The following is a 14,943-nucleotide window of genomic DNA, read 5'->3' as shown; positions in this document are numbered from 1 at the left end:
ATGGGAAAGTTAGCGTTAGCGGCAAAAATCACGCACGTACCGTCAATGTATCTCTCTGAGCTGCCGGGTAAAAACCACGGCTGCCGTCAGGGGGCCATCGACGGGCATAAAGAGATCGGCAAGCGCTGCCGCGAGCTGGGCGTCGACACCATCATCGTCTTCGACACCCACTGGCTGGTGAACAGCGCCTATCACATCAACTGTGCGGACCATTTTTCAGGCGTCTACACCAGTAACGAGCTGCCGCACTTTATCCGCGACATGACCTACGACTACGACGGCAACCCGGAGCTCGGGCAGCTGATCGCCGACGAGGCGGTCAAGCTTGGCGTGCGCGCCAAAGCGCATAACATCCCGAGCCTGAAGCTGGAGTACGGCACGCTGGTGCCGATGCGCTACATGAACGCGGATAAGCACTTCAAAGTGGTCTCCATCTCGGCGTTCTGCACGGTTCACGACTTCGCCGACAGCCGCAGGCTGGGCGAGGCCATCGTCAGCGCCATCGAAAAGTATGATGGCACCGTGGCGGTGCTCGCCAGCGGCTCGCTGTCGCACCGCTTTATCGACGACCAGCGTGCGGAAGAAGGGATGAACAGCTACACCCGCGAGTTCGACCGCCAGATGGACGAACGGGTGGTGAAGCTATGGCGCGAAGGCCAGTTCAAAGAGTTCTGCAGCATGCTGCCGGAGTACGCCGATTACTGCTACGGCGAGGGCAACATGCACGACACGGTGATGCTGCTGGGTATGCTCGGCTGGGACAAATACGACGGCAAGGTTGAATTCCTCACCGAGCTGTTCGCCAGCTCCGGTACCGGCCAGGTTAACGCCGTTTTCCCGCTGCCCGCGTAAGGAGCCACCATGCCGCATTTTATCGCTGAATGTACCGACAACATCCGCGAGCAGGCCGACCTGCCGGGGCTGTTCGCCAAAGTGAACGAGGCGCTGGCCGCCACCGGCATTTTTCCTATCGGCGGTATCCGCAGCCGCGCCCACTGGCTGGATACCTGGCAGATGGCGGACGGCAAGCAGGATTACGCCTTTGTGCATATGACGCTGAAGATTGGTGCCGGGCGCAGCCTGGAAAGCCGCGAGGCCGTGGGGGAGATGCTGTTTGCGCTGATCAAAGCGCATTTTGCCAACCTCATGGCCGCCCGGTATCTGGCGCTGTCGTTTGAGCTCGACGAACTGCACCCGACGCTCAATTACAAACAAAACAACGTGCACGCGTTGTTTACGTAATACCGTCCCCTCTCCCTTTGGGCTGAGGAATCCCCACTAATTTTTTATTAGTGGTTTCAGAGGATTAGAATGAATATTTTGCGAGCAGTTAGATTCACTCAGCTCGTAGACAGACAGAAAACGCTCATAAATGTGCATCTTCTGTCGAGTTATCGGTTGTTTTTAGCTCCATTTTTGAACAATAAACAACCATTTATCCATATCTAATTTTCTGGGGATTCCTCAGCCCTTTGGGAGAGGGTTAGGGTGAGGGGAAATCTCTGCGGCCCGATGCCCTCACCCCGTCCCTCTCCCACTGGGAGAGGGAGAAAACAAACATAAAACAGGATATCGCCATGCTCGACAAACACACCCATACCCTGATCGCCCACCGCCTGCATCAGGCGGAGCAGTCCCGGGAGCAAATCCGCGCGATCTCGCTGGAGTACCCGGAGATCACGATTGAAGACGCCTACGCCGTACAGCGCGAATGGGTGAACCTGAAAATCGCCGAAGGCCGCGTGCTGAAAGGCCACAAGATCGGCCTCACCTCAAAAGCAATGCAGGCCAGCTCGCAGATCAGCGAGCCTGACTACGGTGCGCTGCTGGACGATATGTTCTTCCACGACGGCAGCAACATCCCCGTCGATCGCTTTATCGTCCCGCGCATTGAGGTGGAGCTGGCCTTCGTGCTGGCAAAACCGCTGCGCGGCCCGAACTGCACGATCTTCGACGTCTACAACGCCACGGATTACGTCATCCCCGCGCTGGAGCTGATCGACGCCCGCTGCCACAACGTTGACCCGGAAACCCAGCGCCCGCGCAAGGTGTTCGACACCATCTCCGATAACGCCGCCAACGCGGGCGTGATCCTCGGCGGCCGTCCGATTAAGCCCGACGAGCTGGATCTGCGCTGGATCTCCGCCCTGCTCTATCGCAACGGCGTGATCGAAGAGACCGGCGTTGCCGCGGGCGTGCTCAACCACCCGGCTAACGGCGTGGCGTGGCTGGCCAACAAACTTGCCCCCTACGACGTTCAGCTTGAGCCAGGCCAGATCATTCTCGGCGGTTCGTTTACCCGTCCGGTCGCGGCCAGCAGAGGCGATACCTTCCACGTGGACTACGGCAACATGGGCTCCATCAGTTGCCGCTTTGTCTAGGAGATAACCATGCAAAACGCATTCAAAACGGCGCTGAAAGCCGGAAAGCCGCAGATTGGTTTATGGCTGGGGCTGACCAGCAGCTACAGCGCCGAACTGCTGGCCGGGGCTGGTTTCGACTGGCTACTGATCGACGCCGAACATGCGCCGAACACCGTGCAGACCGTCTTAACCCAGCTGCAGGCCATCGCCCCTTATCTGAGCCAGCCGGTCGTCCGCCCGTCGTGGAACGATCCGGTGCAGATCAAACAGCTGCTGGATGTGGGCGCGCAAACCCTGTTGGTACCGATGGTACAAAACGCCGAGGAAGCCCGTCTGGCGGTCCGTTCCACGCGCTATCCGCCTGCGGGTATTCGCGGCGTGGGCAGCGCCCTGGCGCGGGCCTCACGCTGGAACCGCATCCCGGACTACCTGCACCAGGCCAACGACGCCATGTGCGTGCTGGTGCAAATCGAAACCCGCGAGGCGCTAAAAAACCTGCCGCAGATCCTGGATGTGGACGGCGTCGACGGGGTGTTTATCGGCCCGGCGGATCTGAGCGCCGACATGGGCTTTGCCGGTAATCCTCAGCACCCGGAAGTGCAGGCGGCCATTGAACAGGCGATCGCGCAGATCCTGAGCGCCGGCAAAGCGCCCGGCATCCTGATGGCCAACGAGCAGCTGGCAAAACGCTATCTCGAACTCGGCGCGCTGTTTGTCGCCGTCGGCGTCGACACGACCCTGCTCGCCCGCAGCGCCGAAGCGCTGGCGGCACGTTTTATCGATCACCCGGTTACGTCAGTTAATAACAATAAATCCGTCTACTAAACGTAAGATCTGGAGCGCACCATGACGACCTCTACCCTGCAAGATAATAAAGCTGTTGAACATCGCGTTATAAATAAGCTGTTCCGTCGTTTGATCGTGTTTCTCTTTATCCTGTTTGTCTTCTCGTTTCTCGATCGCATCAACATTGGCTTTGCCGGGCTGACGATGGGCAAAGATCTGGGCCTCACCTCCACGATGTTTGGCCTGGCCGCGACGCTCTTTTACGTCACCTACGTGCTGTGCGGGATCCCAAGCAACATCATGCTGGCGAAGATCGGCGCCCGGCGCTGGATCGCCGGGATCATGGTGGTGTGGGGGATCGCGTCCACCTGCACCATGTTCGCCACCAGCCCGGAAACGCTCTATGTGCTGCGCATGCTGGTGGGCATTGCCGAGGCTGGCTTCCTGCCGGGGATTTTGGTCTATCTCACCTGGTGGTTCCCGGCCTATCACCGCGCCCGCGCCAACGCACTGTTTATGATTGCCATGCCGGTAACCATGATGCTCGGCTCTATTCTTTCCGGCTACATCCTGGCGATGGACGGGCTGTGGAACCTGAAAGGCTGGCAGTGGCTGTTCCTGCTGGAAGGGTTGCCGTCGGTGGTGCTCGGCGTGGTGACCTGGTTCTACCTTAACGACACCCCGGATCAGGCCAGCTGGCTGGATGATGAAGAAAAGCAAACGCTGAAAACCATGATCGCCCGTGAGCAAGAGCTGGCGGTGGCGCATGCCGCCACGCCGCGTTCAACGTTGCGTGAAGTCCTGACCCCGGCGGTACTGCTCTATACGCTGGCCTATTTCTGCCTGACGAACACGCTGAGTGCGATCAACATCTGGACGCCGCAGATCCTGCAAAGCTTCAACACCGGCAGCAGCAACATTGTGATCGGCCTGCTGGCGGCGATCCCGCAGTTTTGCACCATCCTCGGCATGATCTGGTGGAGCCGTCGCTCCGACAGGCTGAAAGAGCGAAAAAAGCACACCATCCTGCCGTATCTCTTCGCGGCGGCGGGATGGATGCTGGCCTCGGCCACCGATCACAGCCTGATCCAGCTGCTTGGCATCATCATGGCCTCAACCGGATCGTTTACCGCCATGGCGATATTCTGGACCACGCCGGATCAGGTTATTAGCGTGCAGTCCCGTGCGGTGGCGCTGGCGGTGATCAACGCTATCGGCAACGTCGGATCCGCCGTCAGCCCGCTGCTGATCGGCATTCTGCGTGATGCCACCGGCAGCTTCAGCTCCGGGCTGTGGTTTGTCGCCGGGCTGCTGGTGGTGGGCGCGCTGGTGCTGACGCGGATCCCAATGACCCGCCAGGAAAGCCTCGGGCGCGATCCGGGGATGGCGGCACAGAAGATCCACTGAGGAGAAGCTATGTGCCAGAGCCCCGTCGCCAATATCGATATCAGCAAAGAGTACGACGAAAGTCTGGGCACCGACGATGTGCACTATCAGTCGTTCGCCCGCATGGCGGCCTTTTTTGGCCGCGACATGCAGGCGCATCGTCACGACCAGTATTTTCAGATGCACTTTCTTGATACCGGGCAGATAGAACTCCAGCTCGACGATCATCGCTACTCGGTGCAGGCTCCGCTGTTCGTCATTACCCCGCCGTCGGTGCCGCACGCGTTTATCACCGAATCCGACAGCGATGGCCACGTTCTGACGGTACGCGAGGATCTCATCTGGCCGCTGCTGGAGGTGCTCTACCCCGGCACGCGAGAAGCGTTTGGCCTGCCGGGGATCTGCCTGTCGCTGGCTGATAAGCCCGACGAGCTGGCGGCGCTCAGGCACTACTGGCAGCTGATTGCCAGGGAATCCACCGGGCAACTTCCTGGGCGCGAGCATACCCTGGTGCTGCTCGCGCAGGCGGTCTTTACCCTGCTGCTGCGTAACGCCAGGCTCGACGACCACGCTTCAGGCGGCATGCGCGGTGAGTTAAAACTGTTCCAGCGCTTTACCCAGTTGATTGACACCCACTATCACCAGCACTGGACGGTGCCGGACTACGCCTGTGAACTCCACCTGACCGAATCCCGCCTGACCGATATCTGCCGCCGCTTCGCCAACCGTCCGCCGAAGCGGCTGATCTTCGACCGCCAGCTGCGCGAAGCCAGACGGCTGTTGCTCTTTTCCGACAGTACGGTCAGCGAGATTGCGTGGCAGTTGGGCTTTAAGGATCCGGCCTATTTTGCCCGCTTTTTCAATCGCCTGACAGGTTGCTCGCCCAGCGCGTATCGGGCGCAGAAAGTACCGGTTTCCCCTGTTGCCCTCACCCCTGCCCTCTCCCAACGGGAGAGGGAGTAACCGTCCCCTCTCCCGTTGGGAGAGGGTTAGGGTGAGGGAAATCACACTCTGCGATCTCTCGCGAAAAGTACCTGCCGTTGTCCCAATCGTCCCTTCACGTTCCGCCCCTCTCACGCTTCAATTAAACAACAAAAACAAAACATAAATTTAACAAACCAATTCCGATACGAGGTCCCTATGAAGCCTGAAGAGTTCCGCGCTGATACCAAACGCCCGTTAACCGGCGAAGAGTATTTAAAAAGCCTGCAGGATGGCCGCGAGATTTATATCTACGGCGAGCGCGTTAAAGACGTCACCACCCATCCGGCGTTTCGCAATGCGGCGGCCTCCATCGCGCAGATGTACGACGCGCTGCACAAACCGGAGATGCAGGACACGCTGTGCTGGGGCACCGACACCGGCAGCGGCGGTTACACCCATAAGTTCTTCCGCGTGGCGAAAAGCGCCGACGACCTGCGTCAGCAGCGAGACGCCATCGCCGAGTGGTCTCGCCTGAGCTACGGCTGGATGGGCCGCACGCCGGACTACAAAGCCGCGTTCGGCTGCGCGCTCGGCGCAAACCCGGCCTTCTACGGCCAGTTCGAGCAAAATGCCCGTAACTGGTATACCCGCATTCAGGAAACCGGCCTGTACTTTAACCACGCTATCGTCAACCCGCCTATCGACCGCCACAAACCGGCGGACGAGGTGAAAGACGTCTATATCAAGCTGGAAAAAGAGACCGACGCCGGGATCATCGTCAGCGGCGCCAAAGTGGTTGCCACCAACTCCGCGCTGACCCACTACAACATGATCGGCTTTGGCTCCGCGCAGGTGATGGGCGAAAACCCGGACTTTGCGCTGATGTTCGTCGCGCCAATGGACGCCGAAGGGGTGAAGCTGATCTCCCGCGCCTCCTACGAGATGGTGGCTGGCGCTACCGGCTCGCCGTACGACTACCCGCTCTCCAGCCGTTTTGATGAGAACGACGCGATCCTGGTGATGGATAATGTGCTGATCCCATGGGAAAACGTGCTGATCTACCGCGATTTCGACCGCTGCCGTCGCTGGACCATGGAAGGCGGTTTTGCCCGCATGTACCCGCTGCAGGCCTGCGTGCGTCTGGCGGTGAAGCTCGACTTCATCACCGCCCTGCTGAAAAAATCGCTGGAGTGTACCGGCACCCTGGAGTTCCGCGGCGTGCAGGCAGATCTCGGCGAAGTGGTCGCCTGGCGCAATATGTTCTGGGCGCTGAGCGACTCCATGTGTTCCGAAGCCACGCCGTGGGTGAACGGTGCGTACCTGCCGGATCACGTGGCGCTGCAAACCTATCGCGTAATGGCGCCAATGGCCTACGCGAAGATTAAAAACATCATCGAACGCAACGTCACCAGCGGGCTGATCTACCTGCCATCCAGCGCACGGGATCTGAACAACCCGCAGATCGACCAGTATCTGGCGAAGTACGTGCGCGGCTCCAACGGCATGGATCACGTCGAACGCATCAAGATTTTGAAGCTGATGTGGGATGCCATCGGCAGCGAATTTGGCGGCCGTCACGAGCTGTATGAGATCAACTACTCCGGCAGCCAGGACGAAATTCGCCTGCAGTGTCTGCGCCAGGCGCAAAGCTCCGGCAACATGGACAAAATGATGGCGATGGTCGACCGCTGCATGTCTGAGTACGACCAACACGGCTGGACGGTGCCACACCTGCACAACAACAGCGATATCAACATGCTGGACAAGCTGCTGAAATAACGCAGCGGGAGGTTTCAATGCATTCAGATGAACAACGCCTGCGTTTTCGCGACGCCATGGCCAGCCTGTCGGCCGCGGTGAATGTCATCACCACGGCGGGCGATGCCGGACGCTGCGGGATCACCGCCACTGCCGTCTGCTCGGTAACGGATTCCCCGCCGTCGGTCATGGTCTGTATCAACGCCAACAGCGCCATGAACCCGGTGTTTCAGGGCAACGGCAAACTGTGCGTGAATGTACTCAACCACGAGCAGGAGATCATGGCTCGCCACTTCGCCGGTATGACCGGGATGGCCATGGAGGAGCGCTTTACCCTCTCCTGCTGGCAGAAAGGTCCGCTGGCGCAACCGGTGCTGAAAGGGGCGCTGGCAAGCCTGGAAGGCGAGATAAGTCAGGTGCAAACCATCGGCACGCATCTGGTTTATCTTGTTGAAATTAAAAATATCATCCTCAGTGAAGAGGGCCACGGCCTGATCTATTTCAAACGCCGTTTCCACCCGGTAATGATGGAGCCGGAAGCAGCCGTGTGATCCCCTCTCGCGCTGGCCCTCCTGAGGCCAGCGCGCCTTTCTGCAAAAATTCCTAAGGTTTCCGCTAAATCCCGCCGTTATATAGCCATAAGAGAAATTTTCTGTGCCTGAATACTGACACGCTGTGTCAGTGCTACCCGCATCATTCAGCGCATACCCTAATATACAGGAAGACCTTATGGCTAAAACGACGCGGAGCCGCTCGGCTGAACGTCTGGTCGATATTCTCCTTGAGCTACATTTAAACGGTGTGATAAACCGCAGTGCGCTGATGGAGAAATTTAATATTACCGAGCGTACCGTCTACCGGGATTTAAATGCGCTCTCCCCGATTGTGGAACACACCGGAAACGGGCTATATCGGCTGATCCATTCCGCGCAATCGCCCGGCGGACAAGGATTACACCATACCCTTGCTAACTTCCTGAATGCTGATAGTTTTTTCCCCGAAAGAAACGCGGAGTTTTGGGAGAAACTCGAAAACCGCGTTGACGAAAATCATATTCTTATTCTCGCCAACGAGGCGGAGCACACGGCGGAACGTGATATTCGTCGCCATTTATCCAACATTGAAAAATCGATTAAAAACTGTAATGTTTGCCAGATCGTTTATAAAGGCAAAACCCGGCTGATTAACCCCTATAAACTCATTAACAAAAAAAATATATGGTATTTACAAGCTACCGAAAATAGCCGGTTAAAATCCTTCTCATTGAGTCAGATTCGCTGGCTTGATATTCAGAAACGCACCTTTACGCCGGACGAAAATGTGATCGGGCTGTTGGAAAAAAACCTCGACCCGTGGGTATCGGAAGATACTTTCGAGGTGAAAATATTTATTAAGGATAATATTTCACACTACTTCCTGCGCCGCGATCTCCTCCCGGCACAAGAGCTGCTGGAGGAGCAACACGACGGCGTGACGCTGCGCTGTCAGGCAGCACATGAAAACCAGATCCTGCCGCTGCTGTTCTACTGGTTACCCAACATTCAGATCCTGGAGCCAGCCTGGCTTAAGGAAAAGCTGGTTAAAACGCTGGAAGGCTACCTGGCGGGGAGCGCAGCCACGGTAACCGGGTGATCTGTATCACATTATTTCTCCCGCTGGCGGCGAGCCTGAACCACTCGCCGCCCCCTTTGACCGCTCACCAGGCACTTTCAACCACTCACCCATTTTCTCCCCTTTACGCGCGCAAGCTTCTGGCACGATCGCTCCAGCATTACTCAATACCTCCTCACAACGAACCCTGACCCTTTTTTCTTTACATAAAAAACCAGGTCTTACTATGGATACTAAAAAACTACTGAAGCACGTGCCCTGGGCCTTACTCGGGATCCTCGGCGCTTTCTGTCTGGCGGTTGTCGCATTACGCCGGGGCGAACACGTAAGCGCCCTGTGGATCGTGGTCGCGTCGGTTTCCGTCTACCTTGTGGCTTATCGCTACTACAGCTTATACATCGCGCAGAAGGTCATGAAACTCGACCCGACGCGTGCCACCCCGGCGGTCATTAACAATGACGGCCTGAACTACGTGCCAACCAACCGCTATGTGCTGTTTGGTCACCACTTTGCCGCCATTGCAGGCGCTGGCCCGCTGGTCGGCCCGGTACTGGCCGCGCAGATGGGCTACCTGCCGGGTACCCTGTGGCTGCTCGCTGGTGTAGTGCTGGCGGGTGCAGTGCAGGACTTTATGGTGCTGTTTATCTCCTCGCGCCGTAACGGTTCGTCGCTGGGTGAGATGATCAAAGAAGAGATGGGCCGCGTGCCGGGTACCATCGCCCTCTTCGGCTGCTTCCTGATTATGATCATCATCCTCGCGGTGCTGGCATTAATCGTGGTGAAAGCGCTGGCTGAAAGTCCGTGGGGCGTCTTTACCGTCTGCTCTACCGTGCCGATTGCGCTGTTCATGGGGATCTACATGCGCTTCCTGCGCCCTGGCCGCGTCGGCGAGGTGTCGGTCATTGGTATCGTGCTGCTGGTTGCCTCTATCTACTTCGGCGGTGTGATTGCGCACGACCCGTACTGGGGTCCGGCGCTGACCTTTAAAGACACCACCATCACCTTTGCCCTGATTGGTTACGCGTTTATCTCTGCCCTTCTGCCGGTATGGCTGATTCTGGCTCCGCGTGACTATCTGGCGACCTTCCTGAAAATCGGCGTCATCGTCGGGCTGGCGATCGGTATTGTGATCATCAACCCTGAACTGAAAATGCCGGCGGTGACCCAGTACATTGACGGTACCGGTCCGCTGTGGAAAGGCGCCCTGTTCCCGTTCCTGTTTATCACCATCGCCTGTGGTGCCGTTTCTGGCTTCCACGCGCTGATCTCCTCCGGCACCACGCCGAAGCTGATGGCCAACGAAACCGACGCGCGTTTCATCGGTTACGGTGCCATGCTGATGGAATCCTTCGTGGCGATCATGGCGCTGGTGGCTGCGTCTATCATCGAACCGGGTCTTTACTTCGCGATGAACACCCCGCCGGCAGGCCTGGGCATCACCATGCCAAACCTGCATGAGATGGGCGGTGACAACGCGGCGCTGATTATGGCGCAGTTGAAGGACGCCAGCGCCCACGCGGCGGCGACCGTCAGCTCCTGGGGCTTTGTGATTTCGCCTGAGCAGATCATGCAGACCGCGAAAGACATCGGCGAACCGTCCGTGCTGAACCGCGCCGGTGGCGCACCGACGCTGGCGGTAGGTATTGCACACGTGTTCCACAAAGTGCTGCCATGGGCGGACATGGGCTTCTGGTACCACTTCGGTATTCTGTTCGAAGCGCTGTTCATCCTCACCGCGCTGGACGCCGGTACCCGTGCAGGCCGCTTTATGCTGCAGGATCTGCTGGGTAACTTCGTGCCGTTCCTGAAGAAAACCGACTCGCTGGTGGCGGGCGTGCTGGGTACCGCGGGCTGCGTTGGCCTGTGGGGTTACCTGCTGTACCAGGGCGTTGTTGACCCACTCGGTGGCGTGAAGAGCCTGTGGCCGCTGTTCGGTATCTCTAACCAGATGCTGGCAGCCGTTGCCCTGGTGCTCGGCACCGTGGTACTGGTGAAGATGAAACGCACCAAATACATCTGGGTCACCGTGGTGCCTGCGCTGTGGCTGCTGCTCTGCACCACCTGGGCGCTGGGTCTGAAACTGTTCAGCAGCAACCCGCAGCTGGAAGGCTTCTTCTACATGGCTAACCAGTACAAAGCGAAAATTGCCGCCGGTGGCGCGGATCTCACCGCCCAGCAGATTGCCAACATGAACCATATCGTGGTGAACAACTACACCAACGCGGGTCTGAGCATTCTGTTCCTGGTGGTGGTGTACAGCATTATCTTCTACGGCATCAAAACCTGGATGAAAGTGCGCAACGCTGAAGGTCGTACGGACAAAGAGACCCCGTACGTGCCGGTACCGGAAGGCGGCGTGAAGACCTCTTCGCACCATTAATCCAGCATGTAACTGTAAGCCCGGATCGCTGCGCGCCACCGGGCTTTTTCTTATCAGGACAGGTTATGTTTGGTAACTTAGGCGAAGCAAAAAAATACCTCGGTCAGGCAGCGAAAATGCTGATTGGCATTCCGGACTATGACAACTACGTTGAGCATATGAAAACCAACCACCCGGATAAGCCCTACATGACCTACACTGAATTCTTCCGCGAGCGTCAGGAAGCGCGCTACGGCGGAAGTGGAGAAGGCGGCGTCCGCTGCTGCTAAAGGAGAGACCATGACCCCGATTGCCGTCACCCTGTTGACCGGTTTCCTCGGCGCCGGTAAAACCACCCTGCTGCGCCACATTCTCAACGCGCAGCACGGTTTCAAAATCGCCGTGATCGAAAACGAGTTCGGCGAAGTCTCCGTTGACGACCAGCTGATTGGCGATCGCGCCACGCAGATCAAAACCCTGACCAACGGCTGCATCTGCTGTACCCGCTCTAACGAACTGGAAGATGCCCTGCTGGACCTGCTCGACAGCCGCGATCGTGGGGACATCCACTTTGACCGCCTGGTGATTGAATGCACCGGCATGGCCGACCCCGGCCCGATTATTCAGACCTTTTTCTCACATGACATCCTTTGCCAGCGCTACCTGCTGGACGGCGTGATTGCCCTGGTCGACGCGGTTCACGCCGACGATCAGATGAACCAGTTCACCATCGCCCAGTCTCAGGTGGGCTACGCCGACCGCATCCTGCTGACCAAAACCGACGTGGCGGGCGAGAGCGTTAAACTGCGCGAGCGCCTGGCACGCATCAACGCCCGCGCGCCGGTATACACCGTGACGCACGGCGATATCGACCTGTCTCAGCTGTTCAACACCAACGGTTTTATGCTGGAAGAGCATGTCACCTCAAAACCGCGTTTTCACTTTATGGCGGATAAGCAGAACGACGTGGCGTCGATTGTGGTGGAGCTGGATTACCCGGTAGACATAAGCGAGGTCTCCCGCGTGATGGAGAACCTGTTGCTGTCGTTTGCGGATAAGCTGTTGCGCTACAAAGGCATGCTGTGGATCGACGGCGAACCAAACCGCCTGCTGTTCCAGGGCGTACAGCGGCTGTACAGCGCGGACTGGGACAGACCCTGGGGCGACGAGACACCGCGCAGCGTGATGGTATTTATCGGTATCCAGCTGCCGGAAGAGGAAATCCGGGCGGCGTTTGCGGGGCTGCGGAAATAAGATAATTCAGGGTCACATACAAGTGACCCTGTTTAACCTAACGATCAAGGTTTGCAAAATTTTTATTCTTCGCACTCTGGCAGAGAAGTAAGACTACTGCACAAGCACCAATCACCATAGCCGTATTTCGTTGAATGAGCAGGACATCAGTGAGTCCCATCAAGAGTAGCGCTGTTATATAAAGCAGCAACCCAGAATTTAGTCGGTTATTTTTTACAAATGATGCCATGACACAACTAATATAGAATAAAACCAGAGAAAAAACTCCAAAAACCCCTTGCAAACTAAAGCTTTCTATTATTTCATTATGAAAATGATACTTAATAACCCTGATTGCCTCTCGACTTTTGTAATTTTCCGAAATATATTGCTTTGCTTTATTATAACGATCTTCAGCATCCTGACCAAAAAGAGAAGCGCTTGCTACATGAAATCCTGCATCGAGCATTACAAAACGAGCTCCCAATGATGTATTAGCATTATCGTTTTGAAGTTGCTGTATATTATCATATGCCTCCACAATTCTCTTTTGCATCTTATAGGCTATGCCACATCCAATAACCGATATCGTCAATACAGCCAGACACCAATATCGAAATTTTACGTTTCTAAGCTCAATACAGGCTAAAACGCAGCATACAATAAAAAAAGTACCTATGGCACCACGGGTTTCAGTCATTAATAACAAATAAGAAAACACAATAAATGTTACCGCAAAACTTAACATCCGCCACGACGGATTTGCGATAGTTTTCTTTAATAAAGACATACAAACTATTGACTGAATAACCATTATATAAGCAGCTGTTGTTGCCGCATCGGCCAAAAGTTTGATTCTGTTTACACCTATAGCTTGTTGTTGATAACCGAACCAAACTGTAATTATACCTAACACGAGGCTAATGCAAGCAGCAAATTTCCAGGTTTGAACAGTTATCTCGCTAACAGATTTAAGCAAATAAAAAGCTATTAGACCAGCCAGGATAAGCAACTTTCCACCAGCATAGTAATTATCCTTTATATCTTGCAAATGCGCTGACGAAAAACTTATAGACCATATCAACTTACTGGCCCCAAGAAGCACAATACTTAATATAAAAGTCATAGCTATCCTGTTATCAAACAGCCACTGACGAAAGTTGTTCCAACTCTCCAATAAAACAAGTCCAAAAATAGAAAGATAGCAACTCATATAGAATAGTTTTCTTGGATATGCCTCCATGAAAAGATCGCTACCAATAGAAAACACAATAAGAATGAAAATAAAATTTACATTTAACTTTTTAATATACGCACGACTTAACATGACTTTTTTGCCTTCTTTTCAAGGAGACGTACAAAATGATATTTAATAAAAATATAGAAAGCCTCAACAAACTGTTTTTTGATAAGGAGCATTTTATAGTATTTCTTTAATTCTTTAGCACAACGTGGTTCAACATCCGCAACATCACGCCAGGGGGATAATTTTTTATACTTGCGATAGTGAGCACTAATATTCTGTTGATTCCAAAGTTGCCATGGTTTATCACTACCAACATAATGCAGAAAAATTGTTTCTTGAGGTGGTTCACACATAAAATCTGCACTCTTATGCCCCGTCTTAATTTGCCGATTATATTTTTCATCAACAAACATAACTCTTTTATGTAGAACAACATTTAGAGCATCCTGATCAAAATACTTAAATTCAGTTCTTCTTTCCAATAAACATTCAATAACTTTTTGCGAAATATTGTTTTCATTCCAATTCAGAGCATCGATATAGAGCATGCCTGAGTTGAAATAATTGCCATCCGAAATATTAATAGATTTTGATAATAGCAATTGCTGCTCTGGTTCCTTGACTGCGCAACAAATATGATCTCGAGGTTTATAATCCTCTATTAAATCAGAAATGCTATTCAATGCTACAATATCAGCGTCAATATATAATAAATAACGATAATTTTTAATTAAATATGGAGCTAAAAGGCGAAAATAAATTGCAACAGGAAAAACTGATGTCTTAGGTAAAATAGTCAGCGTTTCAGCAGAGATGATAATAATCGTAAGCGCATGCTGCGTATTTTTTATGACGGATTGCAACCTGGCAAATTCAACCTCATTTTTTTTATCAGTAATAATGAAAAAATGTAACGTTTTTTCCGGTGTATTTTTAACTATAGATAACAACGAAATCCCACAGTGCATCAAAAAATTGCCATCAACGCCATAAACTACTGCAGAGTAATGGCCTTCTGTATCTAAATTAAAATCCAATATTTGCAAGTTCAATAAAGATTCGTTTAAATTAAGAGTAGTCGGGTTCATCATTATTTATATAGCTCAAAAATACTTATAATACATACGATAACAAATTATAAGTTTCTTCCCCAGTACTTTCTCCATTTTGTTTAAAAAACAGGCTAAGCCTAAGAGATATAATGAAAATTTAATCATATCCATATGAAAAGTAAATAAAAAAGCACTGCAATCGCTTTCACATGACTGCAGTGCTTT

The 14,943-nt window shown here is 54.0% G+C and carries 14 protein-coding genes; 12 read left to right on the top strand and 2 right to left on the bottom strand.

Annotated elements, in window-relative coordinates; all coding sequences use genetic code 11:
- The 12 genes from hpaD (at nucleotide 1) to yjiA (ending at nucleotide 12,441) form a co-directional block, all read left to right on the top strand.
- Nucleotides 1–852, top strand: coding sequence for a 3,4-dihydroxyphenylacetate 2,3-dioxygenase (hpaD, locus tag AC2FAK_RS01290; protein WP_029882183.1), 852 nt, complete (start codon nucleotides 1–3; stop codon nucleotides 850–852).
- A gap of 9 nt (nucleotides 853–861) precedes the next feature.
- Nucleotides 862–1,242 carry a 5-carboxymethyl-2-hydroxymuconate Delta-isomerase gene (locus tag AC2FAK_RS01285; protein WP_058681496.1) on the top strand — a complete coding sequence of 127 codons (381 nt, stop codon included), beginning with the start codon at nucleotides 862–864 and terminating at the stop codon, nucleotides 1,240–1,242.
- 335 nt (nucleotides 1,243–1,577) lie between these two features.
- Nucleotides 1,578–2,381 carry a 2-oxo-hept-4-ene-1,7-dioate hydratase gene (gene hpaH / locus AC2FAK_RS01280; protein ID WP_095455083.1) on the top strand — a complete coding sequence of 268 codons (804 nt, stop codon included), beginning with the start codon at nucleotides 1,578–1,580 and terminating at the stop codon, nucleotides 2,379–2,381.
- A gap of 9 nt (nucleotides 2,382–2,390) precedes the next feature.
- Nucleotides 2,391–3,188 (top strand): 4-hydroxy-2-oxoheptanedioate aldolase, encoded by a 798-nt coding sequence (gene hpaI / locus AC2FAK_RS01275; RefSeq protein ID WP_095455084.1) that lies wholly within the window; start codon nucleotides 2,391–2,393, stop codon nucleotides 3,186–3,188.
- Nucleotides 3,189–3,209: 21 nt separating this feature from the next.
- Entirely contained in the window at nucleotides 3,210–4,556 is a 1,347-nt protein-coding gene (gene hpaX, locus AC2FAK_RS01270; RefSeq protein ID WP_023620766.1) for a 4-hydroxyphenylacetate permease, read from the top strand.
- Nucleotides 4,557–4,565: 9 nt separating this feature from the next.
- Complete coding sequence (gene hpaA, locus AC2FAK_RS01265; RefSeq protein ID WP_058678932.1) at nucleotides 4,566–5,498, top strand: 4-hydroxyphenylacetate catabolism regulatory protein HpaA; 933 nt, start codon at nucleotides 4,566–4,568, stop codon at nucleotides 5,496–5,498.
- A 177-nt stretch (nucleotides 5,499–5,675) separates the two neighbouring features.
- The gene (gene hpaB / locus AC2FAK_RS01260; RefSeq protein ID WP_485453286.1) at nucleotides 5,676–7,238 is read left to right on the top strand and encodes a 4-hydroxyphenylacetate 3-monooxygenase, oxygenase component; all 1,563 of its coding nucleotides are present in this window, start codon (nucleotides 5,676–5,678) and stop codon (nucleotides 7,236–7,238) included.
- A gap of 17 nt (nucleotides 7,239–7,255) precedes the next feature.
- Nucleotides 7,256–7,768, top strand: a complete 513-nt coding sequence (locus AC2FAK_RS01255) for a 4-hydroxyphenylacetate 3-monooxygenase reductase subunit (RefSeq protein WP_013095446.1) — start codon at nucleotides 7,256–7,258, stop codon at nucleotides 7,766–7,768.
- Nucleotides 7,769–7,946: 178 nt separating this feature from the next.
- The gene (locus tag AC2FAK_RS01250; RefSeq protein ID WP_020688847.1) at nucleotides 7,947–8,849 is read left to right on the top strand and encodes a helix-turn-helix transcriptional regulator; all 903 of its coding nucleotides are present in this window, start codon (nucleotides 7,947–7,949) and stop codon (nucleotides 8,847–8,849) included.
- Between the two features lie 205 nt (nucleotides 8,850–9,054).
- On the top strand, nucleotides 9,055–11,208 hold the full coding sequence (locus AC2FAK_RS01245; protein WP_029882188.1) for a carbon starvation CstA family protein: 2,154 nt from the start codon (nucleotides 9,055–9,057) through the stop codon (nucleotides 11,206–11,208).
- 65 nt (nucleotides 11,209–11,273) lie between these two features.
- The gene (locus AC2FAK_RS01240; RefSeq protein WP_003856610.1) at nucleotides 11,274–11,477 is read left to right on the top strand and encodes a YbdD/YjiX family protein; all 204 of its coding nucleotides are present in this window, start codon (nucleotides 11,274–11,276) and stop codon (nucleotides 11,475–11,477) included.
- Between the two features lie 10 nt (nucleotides 11,478–11,487).
- A complete protein-coding gene (yjiA, locus tag AC2FAK_RS01235; RefSeq protein ID WP_045902501.1) occupies nucleotides 11,488–12,441 on the top strand; it encodes a GTPase in 954 nt (317 codons plus the stop codon).
- Nucleotides 12,442–12,478: 37 nt separating this feature from the next.
- Here yjiA and AC2FAK_RS01230 read toward each other — a convergent pair whose 3' ends face one another.
- Nucleotides 12,479–13,747: an O-antigen ligase family protein gene (locus AC2FAK_RS01230; protein ID WP_095455086.1), complete on the bottom strand. Its 1,269-nt coding sequence runs from the start codon at nucleotides 13,745–13,747 to the stop codon at nucleotides 12,479–12,481.
- A complete protein-coding gene (locus tag AC2FAK_RS01225) occupies nucleotides 13,741–14,757 on the bottom strand; it encodes a glycosyltransferase family 8 protein (RefSeq protein WP_095455087.1) in 1,017 nt (338 codons plus the stop codon). The genes AC2FAK_RS01230 and AC2FAK_RS01225 overlap by 7 nt, the downstream gene beginning before the upstream one ends.
- Between the last annotated feature and the right edge of the window lie 186 nt (nucleotides 14,758–14,943).

The organism is Enterobacter cloacae complex sp. 394F7, assembly GCF_057320385.1.
This window is presented reverse-complemented; position numbering and strand designations above follow the sequence as displayed.